Origin of the sequence: Staphylococcus sp. AntiMn-1, from assembly GCF_001663395.1 — a bacterium.
In the GTDB taxonomy this organism is placed as follows: Bacteria; Bacillota; Bacilli; order Staphylococcales; family Staphylococcaceae; genus Staphylococcus; species Staphylococcus equorum.
The window spans coordinates 1,024,238-1,041,758 of record NZ_CP012968.1; the positions used below are offsets into that span (position 1 = coordinate 1,024,238).

General features: G+C 33.4%; 15 protein-coding genes. 4 read left to right on the forward strand and 11 right to left on the reverse strand.

All coding sequences use genetic code 11. From position 1 onward, the window contains the following. Positions 1 to 42: 42 nt before the first annotated feature. Genes AOB58_RS05035 through opp3b form a run of 5 tightly spaced genes read right to left on the reverse strand, consistent with a single transcriptional unit; the run spans position 43 to position 5,744 of the window. Positions 43 to 1,695 carry a peptide ABC transporter substrate-binding protein gene (locus AOB58_RS05035; protein WP_046465150.1) on the reverse strand — a complete coding sequence of 551 codons (1,653 nt, stop codon included), beginning with the start codon at positions 1,693 to 1,695 and terminating at the stop codon, positions 43 to 45. Between the two features lie 20 nt (positions 1,696 to 1,715). After that, positions 1,716 to 2,660 carry an ABC transporter ATP-binding protein gene (locus AOB58_RS05040; protein WP_002508104.1) on the reverse strand — a complete coding sequence of 315 codons (945 nt, stop codon included), beginning with the start codon at positions 2,658 to 2,660 and terminating at the stop codon, positions 1,716 to 1,718. After that, positions 2,650 to 3,732, reverse strand: coding sequence for an ABC transporter ATP-binding protein (locus AOB58_RS05045; RefSeq protein WP_064783044.1), 1,083 nt, complete (start codon positions 3,730 to 3,732; stop codon positions 2,650 to 2,652). The genes AOB58_RS05040 and AOB58_RS05045 overlap by 11 nt, the downstream gene beginning before the upstream one ends. A gap of 18 nt (positions 3,733 to 3,750) precedes the next feature. Next, positions 3,751 to 4,818, reverse strand: coding sequence for an oligopeptide ABC transporter permease (gene opp3C, locus AOB58_RS05050; protein WP_021339490.1), 1,068 nt, complete (start codon positions 4,816 to 4,818; stop codon positions 3,751 to 3,753). Then, positions 4,818 to 5,744 carry an oligopeptide ABC transporter permease gene (gene opp3b, locus AOB58_RS05055; RefSeq protein ID WP_064783045.1) on the reverse strand — a complete coding sequence of 309 codons (927 nt, stop codon included), beginning with the start codon at positions 5,742 to 5,744 and terminating at the stop codon, positions 4,818 to 4,820. The genes opp3C and opp3b overlap by 1 nt, the downstream gene beginning before the upstream one ends. 244 nt (positions 5,745 to 5,988) lie before the next feature. Between opp3b and AOB58_RS05060 the strand changes: the two genes are divergently transcribed. Continuing rightward, positions 5,989 to 6,363 carry a DUF3899 domain-containing protein gene (locus AOB58_RS05060; RefSeq protein ID WP_021339488.1) on the forward strand — a complete coding sequence of 125 codons (375 nt, stop codon included), beginning with the start codon at positions 5,989 to 5,991 and terminating at the stop codon, positions 6,361 to 6,363. A gap of 55 nt (positions 6,364 to 6,418) precedes the next feature. Here AOB58_RS05060 and AOB58_RS05065 read toward each other — a convergent pair whose 3' ends face one another. The 3 genes from AOB58_RS05065 to AOB58_RS05075 all read right to left on the reverse strand — a co-directional run bounded on the left by AOB58_RS05065 (position 6,419) and on the right by AOB58_RS05075 (position 10,117). Next, complete coding sequence (locus tag AOB58_RS05065) at positions 6,419 to 7,651, reverse strand: MFS transporter (RefSeq protein ID WP_021339487.1); 1,233 nt, start codon at positions 7,649 to 7,651, stop codon at positions 6,419 to 6,421. Positions 7,652 to 7,919: 268 nt separating this feature from the next. Further along, a complete protein-coding gene (gene fabF, locus AOB58_RS05070; protein WP_064783046.1) occupies positions 7,920 to 9,164 on the reverse strand; it encodes a beta-ketoacyl-ACP synthase II in 1,245 nt (414 codons plus the stop codon). Positions 9,165 to 9,175: 11 nt separating this feature from the next. Next, a complete protein-coding gene (locus tag AOB58_RS05075) occupies positions 9,176 to 10,117 on the reverse strand; it encodes a beta-ketoacyl-ACP synthase III (protein WP_002508111.1) in 942 nt (313 codons plus the stop codon). 227 nt (positions 10,118 to 10,344) lie between these two features. Between AOB58_RS05075 and AOB58_RS05080 the strand changes: the two genes are divergently transcribed. After that, positions 10,345 to 10,539: a DUF2929 family protein gene (locus AOB58_RS05080; RefSeq protein ID WP_002508112.1), complete on the forward strand. Its 195-nt coding sequence runs from the start codon at positions 10,345 to 10,347 to the stop codon at positions 10,537 to 10,539. Positions 10,540 to 10,643: 104 nt separating this feature from the next. Here the strand turns inward: AOB58_RS05080 and clpB are convergent, their stop codons facing one another. After that, positions 10,644 to 13,253, reverse strand: a complete 2,610-nt coding sequence (clpB, locus tag AOB58_RS05085; RefSeq protein ID WP_046465148.1) for an ATP-dependent chaperone ClpB — start codon at positions 13,251 to 13,253, stop codon at positions 10,644 to 10,646. Positions 13,254 to 13,542: 289 nt separating this feature from the next. Between clpB and AOB58_RS05090 the strand changes: the two genes are divergently transcribed. Continuing rightward, positions 13,543 to 13,962: a nuclear transport factor 2 family protein gene (locus AOB58_RS05090; RefSeq protein WP_046465147.1), complete on the forward strand. Its 420-nt coding sequence runs from the start codon at positions 13,543 to 13,545 to the stop codon at positions 13,960 to 13,962. Between the two features lie 215 nt (positions 13,963 to 14,177). Here the strand turns inward: AOB58_RS05090 and AOB58_RS05095 are convergent, their stop codons facing one another. Both AOB58_RS05095 and AOB58_RS05100 read right to left on the reverse strand, forming a co-directional pair. Then, a complete protein-coding gene (locus AOB58_RS05095; RefSeq protein ID WP_046465146.1) occupies positions 14,178 to 15,998 on the reverse strand; it encodes an acyltransferase family protein in 1,821 nt (606 codons plus the stop codon). Positions 15,999 to 16,230: 232 nt separating this feature from the next. Next, positions 16,231 to 16,539: a metal-sulfur cluster assembly factor gene (locus AOB58_RS05100; RefSeq protein WP_002508116.1), complete on the reverse strand. Its 309-nt coding sequence runs from the start codon at positions 16,537 to 16,539 to the stop codon at positions 16,231 to 16,233. A gap of 113 nt (positions 16,540 to 16,652) precedes the next feature. Here AOB58_RS05100 and AOB58_RS05105 point away from each other — a divergent pair, with 113 nt between their 5' ends. After that, entirely contained in the window at positions 16,653 to 17,495 is an 843-nt protein-coding gene (locus AOB58_RS05105; RefSeq protein WP_046465145.1) for a Cof-type HAD-IIB family hydrolase, read from the forward strand. The last annotated feature ends 26 nt before the right edge of the window (positions 17,496 to 17,521 follow it).

Consider the following 17,521-nt stretch of genomic DNA (forward strand, 5'->3'; position numbering starts at 1 on the left):
TGTTGATGTGCTGTTTATAATATTTATTTTATTGTTAAAATTCTATTCTTTCTTTTCACCAGTTTCTCTATCAATACTCTTATCTATTCTTACATTTTTCAGAGATGTATCTCCTCCAATTTGGTGATAGATTAAGCCTTTAACTTGTGGATTTGTTAAATGCGCTTCCCCTTTTTGATATATCGGTGCAACTGGTGCATCTTCCAACATCATTTCTTCTGCTTTCTTCATAGCAGCATTACGTTCTTCCGGTTTTTTCAATAATTTGCCATTAGCATCTTCAATTAATTGATCATATTCTTTACTACCCCAGCCAGTATTATTCTGAGCAGCACCTGTTGTCATAATACTTAAGAATGTTAATGGGTCTGGGTAGTCTGGTCCCCAACCAGATAATGAGGCTTCGTGTGTTTCAGAGGACTCTTGATTCAAACGTTGTTTAAATGGTAATTGTTTAATTTTCATTGTGACACCAGGCAACGTTTTTTCTACTTGAGCTTTAATATATTCTGCTGAAATTTTTGAACTTGGTGTATCTTCAGTATTCATCGTGAATGTCAGATCTTTTATACCTAAATCTTTTTTAGCTTTTTCATAATGTTCTTTAGCAGCTTCTGGGTTATATGATAATGGCGAATCAATCGTTTCCGCAAAATCTTTACCATCAGGTGTTTCTGCTGTTAATTTAGATGTGAAACCATCTGTTGCTTCCGAACCATCATTTTTAACAGCATTTACATAGCCTTCTTTATTAATTGCTTGTGAAATTGCAAGTCTCATATCTTTATTCTTAAATGCTGGTACAGTTTTTTGGTTTAATTTGATATAAAATGTACTTGCTAATAAGCGTTTTTTCAAACCTGCATTATCTTCATATTTATCAACCTGGTCAGCAGTAATGACAGTATCATCAACAGAGCCTGTATCATATAATGACGCCCCTGCTTGTTGGTCTTTCAATACTTTATAATTTACACGATCTAAATGAACCGCTTCTTTATCCCAATAATCTTCATTTTTTACCAGTTGAATTTTATCTTCAACCCTCCATTGTTCTATTTTGAAAGGTCCATTAAACACTGTTTTATCAGCTGTAGTACCATATTGCTGACCATGTTTTTTAACAACTTTTTCATTTTGTGGCATAAATGTACCAAAAGCGAACATTTCATTAATATACGGAATTGGTTTGTTTAATTCTACTTTTAATGTATGATCATCAACTGCTTTAACGCCTAATTCATCCACATCTTTTTTACCCATATTAATATCTTCCGCATTTTTCAAATCGTACATAATATAGGCATATTCAGATGCTGTTTCAGGATTAACTACTCGTTTCCATGCAAACTCGAAGTCATGCGCAGTAACTGGATCTCCATTTGACCATTTAGCATCTTTACGCAATTCAATCGTTAATGTTTTACCGCCATTGCTTTCTTTAGGCATTTCCTTTGCCACACCTGGTTGCGCTTTATCATCTTTATCTAATGTATACAGCCCTTCATAAATTTGGTTATACATATCAAATGACACTGTATCTGTTGCCAATGCTGAATCCAGTGACGTAATATCTTGAGATAACACTTTTCTAAATACTTGTCCTTTATCTGAATATATACCTTCAGCACTACCACAGCCTGCTAATACTACTGTCAGCGCAATGAGTATCGTAAATAACTTAAACTTTTTCATCATAATCCCCCTTTCCCCTTTTATACAGACGGTTCCTGTGTTTCAGATTGCAGTTTTTCCGCTTCTTCATCTGTTGTAAATACATAATGGTTTGGTCGTACTTCGTGCAATGAACGCTTGTCATTGTTCTCTGCATCTTCTTTAAAAACGGTTCTCTTTCTCACTCTTTCACTTTCAGGATCTGGCTGAGGTACAGCTGAAAGTAAAGATTTGGTATAAGGATGCATAGGATGATGATAAATCTCATCAGCACTACCTAACTCAACGATTTTTCCGAAATGCATCACTGCAATTCTGTCAGAAATGTATTTCACCATCGAAAGGTCATGGGCGATGAATAAGAATGTAATGCCACGCTCTTTCTGTAATTTTAATAACAAGTTTACAACTTGCGCTTGGATAGAAACGTCTAATGCAGAAATCGGTTCATCAGCAATAATAAACTCTGGTTGTACTGCTAATGCACGTGCAATGCCGATACGTTGGCGTTGTCCACCAGAAAATTCATGTGGGTAACGGTTCGCATGCTCTTTACTTAGACCTACTGTTTCCAATAAATCATAAACACGTTTCTTACGATCTTTAACCCCAGAAGCAAGTTTATGTATATCAATACCTTCAGCTACGATATCCATAACTTTTAAACGTGGATTTAATGATGCATAGGGATCTTGGAAAATCATTTGTATTTTTTTATTAAATTTCAATGAGTCTTTACGATTTTTTATCTTTTGAATATCTACGCCTTCATATAGTATTTCTCCATCTGTAATATCATTCAATTTAATAATGGCTTTACCTGTAGTTGATTTACCACAGCCTGATTCTCCTACTAAACCAAATGTTTCCCCTTTAAATACATCGAAGGAAATGTTTTCGATGGCTCTAACTTCATTTCGCTTACCTTCATTAAAATATTGTTTTAAGTTTTTCACTTGTAATAGCACATCTTTATTATTTTCCATCGAACGACACCCTTTCTACTTGTTGAGGTTTATCGTAATTATTTGGCATTTCACGTAAACGTTTCTGCACCATTTTTGGCGGCTCAATATAAGGTGAACGTTCGTCCAACAACCACGATTTCACAAAATGTGTAGGTGATACTTGAAACCAAGGTGGTGGCGTCTTAAAGTCTATATCTAATGCAAATTGGCTACGCTCTGCAAAAGCATCTCCTTTAGGTGGGTGTAATAAATCTGGCGGTGTCCCTGGTATAGCTAGCAATTCTGTTTCTGAACCTGTAGTTAAATCTGGCATTGATGATAATAATCCCCAAGTGTATGGATGTTTAGGATCATAGAATATTTCATCTACATCTCCTGTCTCTATCATCTGACCACCATACATTACTGCCACACGATCTGCGATATTCGCAACCACACCTAAATCATGTGTGATGAATATAATTGATGTACTAATTTTATCTTGAAGCTCTTTCATCAACTCTAATATTTGTGCCTGCATCGTTACATCTAAAGCGGTTGTTGGTTCATCGGCAATCAATACTTTCGGTTCACATGCTAGTGCTGTTGCAATAACGATTCTTTGTCTTTGTCCACCTGAAAATTGGTGTGGATAGGCAGTGAAACGTTTTTCTGCATTTGGTAAACCTACTAAATTTAGTATCTCTAAAGCACGTTTTTTCGCATCTGTTTTGTTATAATTTCTATGCTTCATCAAAGGTTCCATAACTTGCTTACCAATCTTCATCGTTGGATTTAAAGAAGTCATTGGATCTTGGAAGATCATAGATATATCTTTACCTCTAAGTTTGACTAATTCTTGTTCTGATTTCTTTGCTAAATCTTCTCCTAAGAAATTAATTTCACCTTTTTTAATTCTACCTGCATCACCTTGAAATAATTTGGTGATTGCTTTTGTTGTGACTGATTTCCCCGAACCAGATTCACCGACAATTGCGAGTGTTTCACCTTTATCGACAAAGAAATCAATACCTCTAACTGCTTGCACTTCCCCAGCATCGATATCAAAGGAAACATGCAAATTATTCACTTCTAATACTCGTTCTGACATAAATGTTGCCCCCTTTTATTATCTGCGCATTTTAGGATCAAATGCATCGCGTAATCCATCACTAAATAAGTAGAAGAATAAAATTAATAAACTTAATACTACTGCTGGTATAAATAATTCATGCGGGTGAATTAACAGCATTGCTCTACCTTCATTTACTAACGAACCTAACGACGTCTTAGGTGCCGGTACACCAATACCAATGAAGCTTAAGAACGCTTCGAAGAATATGGCATTAGGTACTGTAAACATAGAAGTTACTACGATAACGCCAAGTGTATTAGGTAAAATATGTTTGAATATTAATTTTAATTTTGATGCACCTAATGTTGTAGATGCTAAGACAAATTCTTGTGTTTTTAATTTTAAGAATTCACCACGTACTACACGACTCATACCAATCCAACCCGTAAGTGCCATGGCTAAAATGATGGTCCAAATAGATGGCTCGAAAATTAATACGAATAAGATAACCACGATCAGTGTAGGTATCGAAGCAACAACTTCTATAATACGCTGCATGACATTATCTATCCGTCCTCCAAAGAATCCAGATATTGCACCATAAACAACACCTATAAATATATCTAGCAAAGCTGCTACCACACCAATGAATAATGATACTTGCGCACCTTGCCAAGTTCTTGACCATAAATCTCTACCTAATTGATCTGTACCAAACCAAAAGTTTTCTGTAACGCCTGCTTCTTTATAAGCATCGACACCTTTTGCGCCTTCACCATCAAATGGCAAAAATGGTATTTGATCTAGCACAGGTATTTTAGCTGGTAAGTTACGTCTATCTACATCTTGTTCTGCATAATCATGTGAACTTAATAATGGCCCAATTAATGCTAGTAGTACGATAAGGATTAAGCCAATCATCCCAACTACGGCCAATTTATTTTGTTTCAATTGCTTCCATGCATCTTGCCAAAAGTTTTTACTTTCTCTTTGCATTTCCGGTTCTTTTTCAATATCATTCTTACTTCTAATAAAATCAGATGCCGGTATACCTTCTGAAGTATGCGTCATAACTGCATTTGAATGATCATCTGTTAATTTTTCGTCTCTTTTATCAGCCATTATTTTTTACCCCCTTGTATACGGATACGCGGATCAATTAAACCGTATAAAATATCTACAATGAAAATGGAGACAATAAACAATGTACTGAATAAAATTGTTGTCGCCATGATAACTGGGAAGTCATTCGTAGTGATTGATCTCACGAATTGATCCCCTAATCCTGGCACACCGAAAATATTTTCAATTGTCAAAGTACCAGTTAAGATACTTGCTAACATCGGTACAATAATCGTAATAACCGGTATCAATGCATTTCGTAATGCGTGACCAAATAGTACTCTCATTGTTGAATTACCTTTTGCACGTGCTAACAAGATATAATCCGAACTTAAAACTTCTATCATCTCTGCTCTTATGTATCTTGCCACTGTTGCTAATACTGCTGCCGATAGTGCTAATGATGGCAGTATCGCGGTCGATATTCCTTCCCAACCTGCAACTGGTAACCATTGTAATCTAACTGCAAATACGTATTGTAGCAATACTGCTAAAACGAATGATGGTACTGATACTGCAATAACCGAAATGACGGTGGCTGTATAGTCGACCCAACTGTTTTGCCGTACTGCTGCTATAACTCCTAAAATCAACCCTAATATCACACCAATAACCATAGCTGTCAGTCCCATTTCAAGCGATGGTAATAATCTTGGTTTTATTAAGTCCCATACAGGTTGGTTATCATATTGGAATGAGTTACCAAAATCCCCCGTAATGACATTCTTTAAATAACTTGCATACTGTACAGGTACAGGTTCATTCAAACCATACTTTTCATTTAAAATTTGCTTCTGCTCTTCATTTAATTTTTCATCATTAAATGGTGAACCTGGCATAAGCTTCATTAAGAAAAATGTAATCGTAATGATTATGAATAATGATAAAATCATATATCCCAAACGCTTTAAAACATACTTAAGCATATTTTATCCCCCTTTAAATTCAGAATTAACATTCCCTTTGAAATATTCAGAATATTTATTAACATTATACTTTTACTTTACGTGTAAAGCAATATTGTTTTGCTTTACATTATTAAAGAATTTATTAACAATTTATTTTATAATCTTATACAAGTGTTGATATAATTGAATTTATAGAAGTTTATATTCATTTTTTAGTTATATTAAGTTACAATAAATTTATTGTATAATTGGAGGAGTTAATATGAAACGCATAACAAGTTTACTGATTTGGATACTTTTTACACCTTTACTTACTTTGTTAGTTTGGCTATTTGCTTCACATACATTAGTCCTATACATCAATACCTTTTTCTATATTTCCATTTCATTAGCTATCTTCTTTTTCATTATTATTGTTGTCCAAGAAGGTATTTTAGATCCTACAAGCTATGGTTTTAGAAGATTAAAATACCAACTTACTAACAAAAAACATAAAGACACACTCGAAAATGACGAGTTTTTCAAACCTACGCAAGCAAAAAAAGAAAATTATTTTGTTACGCCATGGGTTAAAATTGCATTTGCTTGTAATTTATTTTATTTATTACTCTCTATCGTAATTTCTTTTGCAATATAAAAGACTGCATTAGATATTGTTTATTTTTCAACAATACTCTAATACAGTCTTTTTATTATCTTGTTTCTATATTGGGATTAAAGAATAATGCATAGTAAAGTAAGACGAAACCAATTAATACAACTGCAGCAACATAGACTGACATCATCCATGGCAGTAAAAATGCCCCCAAAATCAATCCGAATCTAGATAATACATTGGCTCCATAATAAGATACCATGCCAAATGTAGAATAGGTACTGCGCTTGTCATCAGGTATCATTAAAAAGCGCTGCGCATTTTGAATCGGTGAATAAATTAATTCTCCTAACGTGGCAATGATTGCAAATAAACACAATATCCAAAATGCACTGGCTGACGTCAATACACTATAACCTATCGTATATAACACTATACCGATGATAAAGACAGTTTTTTTAGAAGTTTGCGCTATAAGTCGATTCACTGTAAAAGTTAACGTCGCTACCACAATCGTATTGATAATCATAATGACAGTAAACATTCTGACACCATCTATGTAAAATCCTAAAAAATGAAAAGCTTCAAACTCATCTTTTAATCTAACTACGACATATGAATTTAAACTGAGTTCTGCCATAAAAACTAACATCATTCCTAAATTAAAAATCATATAGTATTTATCTTTAAGTACAACATGATAACTATTCACAAAATGTTTAAAGCGAGATGTTAGTTCTTCTTTCTTATTATAAATTTGTGCTACGTCATAATATTTTTCAAATAAATACCAACTCACTAACATAGCGAAGAAAAACATAATAAATAATAAATGCTTATGACCTAAGTATAGTAATGCACCTAACATCATCCCTATGGCCGTACTAATATTAAACATCCAATAATTGACTTGATATACATATTCCCTTACCTCTTCGTATATCGCATCCATGATGGCCGCATCAAAAATAGGTTGACTCGCCGCAAATAAAATTTCAAAAATAAATACTGTAGCACAAAAAATAATTAAACCGATACCATCCATAGTTACAGTTATACTTAATATAATTAAGCATATAGCATATAAGAAATGTATGTAATTAACGACTTTCTTCCTATTATAATTGTCGCCTAAGTATCCACCTAGAAAAGACACAAAAAAACTAACTACAATATTTGTGATTAAAAAAGCGCCAGCAAAAATTGCATTTGTTTTGCTCGTTAAATATAAAGCCATAAAGGGTAAAATCGCTTGACTCGCTACATTCAAGATGAAATCTGCTATTAATCTTGTTTTCAAAGTGGTTGATAACGTCATAAATTTTTTCAAATTTCATCCCTCCTGACTGCTAAATTATTCCCATTATACATGAATCGTTTGTTCTGTACACACAATTTTCAAAATTAATATTTTATCATTATAAAGTTAATAAAAATAAAATTGTAGTCTAAGTACAAACTTAGAATGTGTATTAACACTGAAAAAATAAAACCTCAACCTAAAAAACAGCCGAAATCTTAATTTCGGCTGTTTTCATTAATTTATATTCGTCTTAGACATATTCATTTTAAATCTTTTTAAATAAAAGTTTATAGATTTAGTCAGCGAACTTTTTTAATACGATTACAGCATTATGTCCACCGAAGCCTAAACTATTACTCATCGCATAATTAATTTCTAAGTCTTCCGCTTTATTTGGTACAATATCAAGATCACATTCTGGATCTGGAGAGTCTGCATGAATTGTTGGCGCAATACGACTATCTCTAATAGAAAGCGCAGAGAATATTGCTTCTAATCCACCTGTAGCACCTAGTAAATGACCTGTCATCGATTTCGTCGAACTTATCTTTAATGATGCAGCAGCTTCTCCAAACGTATTTTTAATTGCTTGGATTTCTGTTAAATCTCCAACTGGTGTACTTGTACCGTGTGCATTAAGATATTGTACTTCCTTAGCCTCTATACCAGCATCATCTAAAGCAGCCTGCATTGCACGCGAACCGCCTTCGCCTTCTGGTGAAGGTGCAGTAATATGATGTGCGTCGCCACTAGAACCATAACCTACAACTTCAGCATAGATTTCTGCCCCACGCGCTAGAGCGGAATCAAGAGATTCAAGAACTACGATACCAGCGCCTTCGCCCATAATAAAACCATCACGACCTTCTTGGAATGGTCTACAAGCTGTTTCTTTATCGTCATTTGTAGATAAAGCGCGACTTGCACTAAAACCTGCTAATGCCATATGCGTTATAGGTGCCTCAGCTCCGCCTGAAATCATTGCGTCTGCATCTCCACGTTGTATAACTTTGAATGCTTCACCAATTGAATTCGTACCTGTCGCACATGCAGTCACTGTCGCACCATTAGGGCCTTTAGCACCTAAATCAATTGATACTTGCCCTGCTGCCATATCTAGAATAAGCATTGGTACAAAGAAAGGACTCACGCGTCTAGGACCACGGTTTAATAATTGGCTATGTGAAATTTCAAATGTTTCCATACCGCCAATACCAGACCCAATCCATACACCTATTCTATTAGCAGTATTTTCGTTAATGACTAATTTAGCATCTTGTACTGCTTCTCTAGCTGCAACCACTGCGTATTGTGTAAAACGATCCATACGTCGCGCTTCTTTTTTAGGCATGTGGTCTTCAATATTAAAATCTTTTAGCTCACTCGCTAAATGAACATTATAATCTGTTGTATCTACACGTGTAATGGTATCAATACCGCTTACACCGTTTAGAGCATTATTCCATGATGTTTTTGCATCGTTACCAAGAGGTGATAATGCTCCAATTCCTGTAATTACAACACGTTGTTCTTTGGTCATATTTTATCCTCCTATTTTCCCCATCTTAATGTTACAGCGCCCCATGTAAGACCGCCGCCAAATCCTACTAGTACTAGGACATCATCATCTTTAATCTTGCCATTTTCTAATTCTTGAGAAATACTTAACGGAATAGAAGCCGCTGACGTATTACCATATTTATCTACTGAAACACTCATTTTTTCTTTTGGAATGCCTAAGCGTTCTCGCGCTGATTCCATAATTCTTATATTTGCTTGATGTGGTACAAACAAGTCTACATCTTCAGGTGTTAAATTTGCTTTAGCTACTGCATTGTTAGACGCTTCGCCCATGATTCTTACGGCAAACTTAAATACTTCACGTCCATTCATAGATATTTTTCCATTTTCAGGATTTAAATATAGATATTTACCACCTGAACCATCTGAACCTAATTCGTAGCTTAAAATACCACGGCCTTCAGATACTTCTCCAATGACAACTGCGCCAGCACCATCACCAAATAAAATTGCAGTTGAGCGGTCTGTAAAATCAGTGATTTTAGATAATTTATCTGCACCAACAACAAGTATGTTTTTGTAGTCGCCTGATTGAACAAATTGCTTGGCATTTATCATGGCATACATAAAACCACTACATGCTGCAAGTTGGTCCATTGATGCAACTTTACCAATGCCTAATTTTTCTTGTAATATGTTAGCAACTGTAGGAAACGGAAAATCTCCAGTTGATGTTGCAACGATAATCATATCAATTTCTGATGCTTCGATATTCGCATCTTCTATCGCTTTTAAACTTGCATGATAAGCTAAATCTGAAGTTTCTTCATCTTCATCCGCCCATCTTCTTTCTTTAATGCCAGTCATTTGTGAAATCCATTTATCTGAAGTTTCTAAAAATGATTCAAAATAGGTATTGTCTACAACATTTTTAGGTGTGTATGCACCAAAACCTTTAATACCCACGTCCATGGTTGTACACCTTCTTATTTTTAATTTTAATACCAGGTATTAATTTAACATAATACACATTTCAAATACAAGAACAACACCTAACATATAATATGTTTTACAGATTAATTATAATTTAAAGCTACTGTTATAACAATGTAAAACTATGAATCTAACTTTGCTACTATACAAATAGCGCTTTCTTATTTATAATGAACCTATATATATTATATTGGAGGCATTACATAATGAAATACCTCGCAACTTTATTTTGGTCTATTGTCTTATTGCAAATGATTAATTTTGTGCTTAATAGTTTAGCAGGCGGTGGCGAGCTTAATCTCATCACACCTATTGTAGGCGCGATATTTTTCACTATTATTATTGTATTATTTGAAATGGTTATTAAAGGCAATAATGATGATACAAAGGAACAACATTAGAACACGTCTATAATTAGACGCGAAAAAAAATGCCAACAAAGTCAGAGACTTTGTTGGCATTTTTTGTACTAATTTTTAAAATTAAGTGTTTACTTATCAAACTCTTATTCATTGTTTGGTTTGATTTCTTCAAATATCAAACCATCATCCATTAAGTCTATGTTTACTTTTGTACCTTCTGTTAAGTTTTCTTTAATCATTTTGCGTGCCAGTGGTGTTTCAATTTGTCTTTGCACAAAACGTTTCAATGGTCTAGCACCAAATTGTGGTTCATAAGCTTCTTCACCTAGCCATGCTTTTGCTTTATCAGACACATCAATTGAGAGTCTTTGTGACATAAGTCTGATGTTTAATTGCGTTAATATTTTATCTACAATTAAACTCATATCGCCAATTGTTAATGGTTTAAAGAGTACAATATCATCCATACGGTTGATAATTTCAGGTTTGAAATATTGATTCAAGCTATTCATTACAGCTTTTTCAGTTGCATCAGTAATGACACCTGCATCTTTAACATTTTCTAATAGTACTTGAGAACCTATATTACTTGTCATAATAATAATTGTATTTTTAAAATCAACTTCTCGACCTTTAGAATCCGTTAAACGACCTTCTTCTAATATTTGTAAAAGCACATTAAATACATCTGAATGTGCCTTTTCAATTTCATCTAACAATATCACTGAATATGGATTACGGCGAACTGCCTCTGTTAATTGTCCACCTTCATCATGGCCTACATAACCTGGAGGTGCACCGATTAAGCGTGAAACTGAGTGTTTTTCCATATATTCACTCATATCGATACGAATCATATGTTTTTCAGAATCAAATAACGTTGATGCTAATGATTTAGCAAGTTCTGTTTTACCTACACCTGTTGGACCTAAGAATAAGAAACTACCAATGGGTCTATTGGGATCTTTAATACCCGCACGTGCTCTTACAACAGCGTCTGCAACTAAATCTACCGCTTTATCTTGTCCTACTACACGCTCATGTAAAATATCAGATAGATTTAATAATTTTTCTCTTTCAGTTTCAACAAGTTTAGATACTGGTATACCTGTCCAAGAACTAACAATATCGCCAATTTCTTCATCTGTAACAATTTCGCGAATGATGCGATCATTATCACCATTTTGTTCGTTTTGGAACGCATCTTCAAGTTCACGTAATTCTTTTTCTAATTCTGGAATTTTACCATGTTGTAATTCCGCTGCTTTTTCTAAATCATAATTATTTTCAGCATCTTCTAATGCTTTTCTACTTTCATCTAATTCTGTACGTTTTTCTTGTAGTTTTGCTATTTTACCTTTTTCTTCTTCAACACGAGATTGTATTGCATTTTGTTTTTCTTTTTCATTAGATAATTCTTGTTGCAATTCTTGTAAACGCTGTTTACTTAAATTATCAGATTCATTTTTTAAGGCGCTTTCCTCAATTTCTAATTGCATTACACGTCTATTGACTTGATCTAGTTCAGTAGGATTGGAACCCATCTCAGTGCGGATCGTTGCACACGCTTGATCCACTAAATCAATCGCTTTATCAGGTAAGAAACGATCTGTAATATAGCGATCTGATAATTCTGCAGCAGCTACGATTGCTTTATCTTGTATACGGACACCATGATACACTTCGTAACGTTCTTTTAGTCCACGTAAAATTGAAATTGTGTCTTCTACATCAGGTTCAGATACATTTACTTTTTGGAAACGACGTTCTAATGCCGAATCTTTTTCAATATATTCTCTATATTCATTCAATGTTGTTGCACCAATACAATGTAATTCGCCACGTGCAAGCATAGGTTTCAACATATTCCCAGCGTCCATAGCACCTTCTGTTTTACCTGCACCAACAAGCATATGAATTTCATCAATAAATAATAAAATTCTGCCATCTGAATCTTTCACTTCTTTTAATACTGCTTTCAAACGTTCTTCAAATTCACCACGATATTTAGCACCTGCTACAAGTGCACTTAAATCTAATTCGAAAATTGTTTTATCTAGTAAAGATTCAGGTACGTCTTTACGCACAATACGTTGAGCTAGTCCTTCAACAATTGCTGTTTTACCAACGCCAGGTTCACCTATCAATACTGGATTATTTTTTGTTTTTCTACTTAAAATTCTGACTGTATTTCTAATTTCTTCGTCACGACCTATGACTGGATCCATATTCCCTTTACGTACTTCTTCAACTAGATCGCGACCATATTTTTCTAATGCTTCATAATTTGATTCTGGATTTTGTGACGTCACGTGATTACCTCCTCTTATTTTTTTAATAATTTCTTCGATGACTTCTTTTTTGTTACCGACAAACTGTTTTGTTGTTTCATCAATTTCCATGGCAGAAACTATAAGATGTTCCATAGATATATATTCATCTTCATAGGAATTCATATAAAATTCTGCTTTATTTAAAAGTTCGTTTGCTTTAGGGCTGATGTATTGCCCATATTGAATGTTTTCTCCTTGAACCGATGGATAATTTTTTAATTTTTCATTATATGCATTAACAAGTTGTTCTGTATTAATATTTGCTCTTTCTAGAACACTTTTAAATAGGCTTTCATTTTCTTCAAGTGCTGCTTTAAGCACAGCTTCAATTTCTATATTTTGGTTCTCATTTTCTTTTGCCAATTCAACTGCTTTTTGTAAAGCACCTTGAACTGCATAGGTCATTTGATTAATATCCAAAATGATTCACCTCACCATTAAAAGTTTGATCAAAATAAATCAAGTTTGACTTTGACTTTCTTTGACCTTAATTTAATTATAGTCTTTTCCATTTAAATAATCAACAAATTAGTCTACATTTTAAAATTTATTTCACCTATTTATAAGTCAATGTCTATCAGTCTTTTGCCCATTTTTCACTACGCTTAAACACTGTTTTTCCCGCTTTTAAATAGCGTGGTAAAAACTTGATTAAAAAGTATATTCTGCTAGACTTCTTGTAACTTTACAATAAAGGAAGTGTCCAAAAATGACTGAAGAAATCAAAGTGCCTGTCCCACCTTTCAATGCACAGAGCGCCTTACAAAAAGTGAAAATGGCAGAAACTACATGGAATACTAGAGATCCAGAAAAAGTATGCTTAGCATATACAGAAGATTCAGTTTGGCGAAACCGTAGTGAATTTTTCGAAGGTCGTGAGCAAATTAAAGCATTTCTTTATAGAAAATGGGATAAAGAACTAGATTATAAATTAATGAAAGAATTGTGGTGCTATACTGACAACCGTATATCTGTTAGATTTGAATACGAATGGCGAGATGCAAGTACAAATCAGTGGATGCGTACGCATGGTAATGAACATTGGGAATTTAATGCTAATGGATTCATGACAAGACGTGATATGAGCGCGAATGATTACCCTATTCATGAAGCAGATAAAAAATATTGAAATTAAAATGTCCACTACATCATAGCGGTATTTTGTGACCACGTTTGACTAGTTAATACAACACTAGACAAAGACTACAGTTTGAAGCTATAGTCTTGGAAAGCATGCATAAAAATTATCGACAAAGCGTAAGACTTTGTCGACATTCTGAACGTCCTCAAAAATTGAGGGCGTTTTATTATTTTAATTATACACTTCCTCATATTACTTCTTGTTTATTCATCATTTTTCGGAATTATATGTTTTAATATTTCATCAGTCATAGCTTCAACACCTGACTTTTCTAAATGAATACCATCTGGTGCAAAGTATTCAGAGTGACCTGCAGAACGTTTGTACCAATCGATGAGCATGACATTATCATGTTCTTTAGCTGCATCATTCATCAGCGCATTAACGTGACTTTCATAATTTCTTGGTACTCGTGTGTTTATTAAATAAACTTTAGCACTATCAAATTTACCAATTAATTCATTTAATTGTTCTTTAGAAAAATCACCGTTTGTACCTAATTCTAATATGACTTGGTCATACTTTTTATTATATTGCCGTTCCACTAACGGTATAGCATCATATAAATTTCGTCCAACTTCACCGTCAATTTTAGCATTAGGCACACGCGAATTTAGATGTTGACCAATATCAACCATAACGGAATCACCAATAAACAACGGTTTTAAATCCGTGTACACTTTATTATCCTTATCCTTTTTAAAATTTGCATTACCTAAGAAATTAACATCATCTACTGGTATTGGATGCACTAAAGTTTTATCAATTTTTTCTGTATTAAAAGTCGTCTTTTTATTTGAATCTGTATCTTTACCTAAATGATCAAAAGCGCCTACAAAAACGAAGAGCGTTGGAATCACAATAAGAGTTAATATTACAGTTCTAATAAATCGAACTTTATTAAGCTTTTTAAACGTAAATATTTTAAAACCATTTTTCCTAAACGGTGTCTCAATATAACGATAAGATAATTCTGCGAAAATAGCTGTGAAAGTTAAGTCTATAATATAAACGTAAACAGGTATTTGACCGTCTACATAATAAGCATGTAAAAAACTAATAATTGGAAAATGCCATAAATATAAACTATACGAGCGTTTGCCAATATAGACAAACAAACGGTTACCAATAATTTTAGCGAAATAACCAGATGGATGTACTACGCTAATTATCACAAATAAAGTTAATGATGATATTAAATAGAATCCTCCATTATATATCCAACTACTATCATCACTTACTTTGAAAAACACTAACAATAGTCCTAGTAAAGCGAACATGCCTATACTATCAATTATATTGCGCAAAATGATATTAGGGTCTTTTTTTAGTTTGAATGGAGGCCAAATAAATGCAAGGATTACCCCTAACAACATTGTCTGTAGTCTCGTATCAGTCCCAAAATACACACGAGAATGTGATGAATGTGGCCCTGAAATAATGACCATCGTCAATAAAGAAATGATTGATGTCGCTAAAAAAATTAAGATGACATTACGACGTTTTTTCATTGTTAAAAGCAACATTATCAAAATTACCGGAAAAAATATGTAGAATTGTTCTTCAATCGCAAGCGACCATAAATGTTTAAGTGGCATGAATGCAAACTGTTCAAAATAATTAACATCTGTTGCTATATACCACCAATTAGATACATAAAGAAATGCCGCAAATGCATCATGTTTTATGCTAACAATATGTTCAGGTTTAAAGATAAGTGTAGCCAATGTAACTACAAGTACTAATACGAAAACTGCAGGTATAAGTCTTTTAACTCGACGCAACCAAAATTGTTTCAAATTTATAATACCTGTTTCTTCATATTCTTTTAACAATAAACTCGTTATTAGATAACCTGATATAACAAAAAAAGTATCGACACCAATGAAACCACCAGATAACCATTGTTTATTTAAATGATATATGATAATTCCAATTACTGATATTGCTCTCAATCCATCTAGTCCTGGCATATAACGCGTATGCTGTTGTATACCATTACGCTGATTCAAATTATTTTTCATTTTATCTCAAACTTTCTTCATTAAAATGTATAAATGACTGTATGTATAGTAACGTATTACAAAAGTCATTGTAATACTTTTGTAATATAACAGCAATACTTTTAATGAATTGAACAATATAAAATTAAACATTTTAAATTGTTTGTATTTTAGAAGACAAAAAAACTAGTCTAAGTAAAAGTACATTTGAAAATGTACTTACTAGACTAGTTTTCATTCTACATATTAAAGCTTAGCTTACGCCTAAAGCAATCTTAGCGTAACGAGACATCTTATCTTTGCCCCATGGTGGACTCCAAACGATATTAATCTCTGTATCCTTAACTTCCGGAACTTCAGCTAATACTTCTTTTACTTGATTCATAATCTGCGGTCCCATTGGACAACCCATAGAAGTCAGTGTCATATCTACTGTGCATAAGCCTTCATCATCAACATTCACATTATATATTAAGCCTAAGTTCACAATATCAATACCTAACTCAGGGTCAATTACCATTTCTAAAGCACCTAATATGCTATCTTTTAAATCTTCCTCCATAAATTTCACCTCTTCGTATTTAATCTTATTAACAATATATCAAATATCTTACAAAACGCCAATAAAATGCTATGATATTTATACATCAATTATCAAAGATTAAGGAGATTTACATGAAACCTTATTTAATTTGTCTAGATTTAGACGGAACACTTTTGAACGATGAAAAAGTGATCACACCATATACCAAAGAAGTACTAACAACTTTACAAAATAAAGGTCACAAATTAATGATTGCTACTGGTCGACCTTACAGAGCAAGCCAAATTTATTATCATGAACTTAATATGAATACACCTGTCGTTAACTTTAACGGCGCATTTGTACATCATCCAAAAGATGATCAATTTGAAACAATGCATGAAAGACTAGATTTTGATTTAGCTCGAAATATTATTCAATCTTTAAATGATTTTGGCGTTACTAATATTATTGCAGAAGTGAAAGATTATGTATTTCTTAATAGCTATGATCAAAAATTATTCGATGGTTTTTCCATGGGTACGCCAAAAATTGAAACAGGCGATTTACTTACATGTTTAAATGAATCACCGACTTCAATTTTAGTAGAAGCAGAAGAATTTATGATTCCTAGAGTTAAACAAATGCTTACACGATTCTATGCAGAAAATATTGAACACCGTAGATGGGGTTCACCTTTCCCAGTTATAGAAATCGTAAAACAAGGTATCAGCAAAGCACGCGGTATTGATTATGTTAAAACACATTTAGATATTGATAGAAATCATATTATCGCATTCGGTGATGAAGATAATGATTTAGAAATGATTAAATACGCAAAACACGGTATCGCAATGGAAAATGGCTTGGATGAGTTAAAACATATTGCGAATGAAGTCACGCATTCAAATAATAATGATGGTATTGGTCGTTATTTAAATGATTACTTCCAATTAAACATTCCATATGAAGTAACTGTAAAATCTTATATTTAGTATGAGAATTACTCACTAGGAGGCAA

Bases quoted from the DNA above. Each gene is read 5' to 3' on its own strand.
- AOB58_RS05035 (WP_046465150.1), bottom strand. From the start codon at position 1,695: ATGAAAAAGTTTAAGTTATTTACGATACTCATTGCGCTGACAGTAGTA.
- AOB58_RS05040 (WP_002508104.1), bottom strand. From the start codon at position 2,660: ATGGAAAATAATAAAGATGTGCTATTACAAGTGAAAAACTTAAAACAA.
- AOB58_RS05045 (WP_064783044.1), bottom strand. From the start codon at position 3,732: ATGTCAGAACGAGTATTAGAAGTGAATAATTTGCATGTTTCCTTTGAT.
- opp3C (WP_021339490.1), bottom strand. From the start codon at position 4,818: ATGGCTGATAAAAGAGACGAAAAATTAACAGATGATCATTCAAATGCA.
- opp3b (WP_064783045.1), bottom strand. From the start codon at position 5,744: ATGCTTAAGTATGTTTTAAAGCGTTTGGGATATATGATTTTATCATTA.
- AOB58_RS05060 (WP_021339488.1), top strand. From the start codon at position 5,989: ATGAAACGCATAACAAGTTTACTGATTTGGATACTTTTTACACCTTTA.
- fabF (WP_064783046.1), bottom strand. From the start codon at position 9,164: ATGACCAAAGAACAACGTGTTGTAATTACAGGAATTGGAGCATTATCA.
- AOB58_RS05075 (WP_002508111.1), bottom strand. From the start codon at position 10,117: ATGGACGTGGGTATTAAAGGTTTTGGTGCATACACACCTAAAAATGTT.
- AOB58_RS05080 (WP_002508112.1), top strand. From the start codon at position 10,345: ATGAAATACCTCGCAACTTTATTTTGGTCTATTGTCTTATTGCAAATG.
- AOB58_RS05090 (WP_046465147.1), top strand. From the start codon at position 13,543: ATGACTGAAGAAATCAAAGTGCCTGTCCCACCTTTCAATGCACAGAGC.
- AOB58_RS05095 (WP_046465146.1), bottom strand. From the start codon at position 15,998: ATGAAAAATAATTTGAATCAGCGTAATGGTATACAACAGCATACGCGT.
- AOB58_RS05100 (WP_002508116.1), bottom strand. From the start codon at position 16,539: ATGGAGGAAGATTTAAAAGATAGCATATTAGGTGCTTTAGAAATGGTA.
- AOB58_RS05105 (WP_046465145.1), top strand. From the start codon at position 16,653: ATGAAACCTTATTTAATTTGTCTAGATTTAGACGGAACACTTTTGAAC.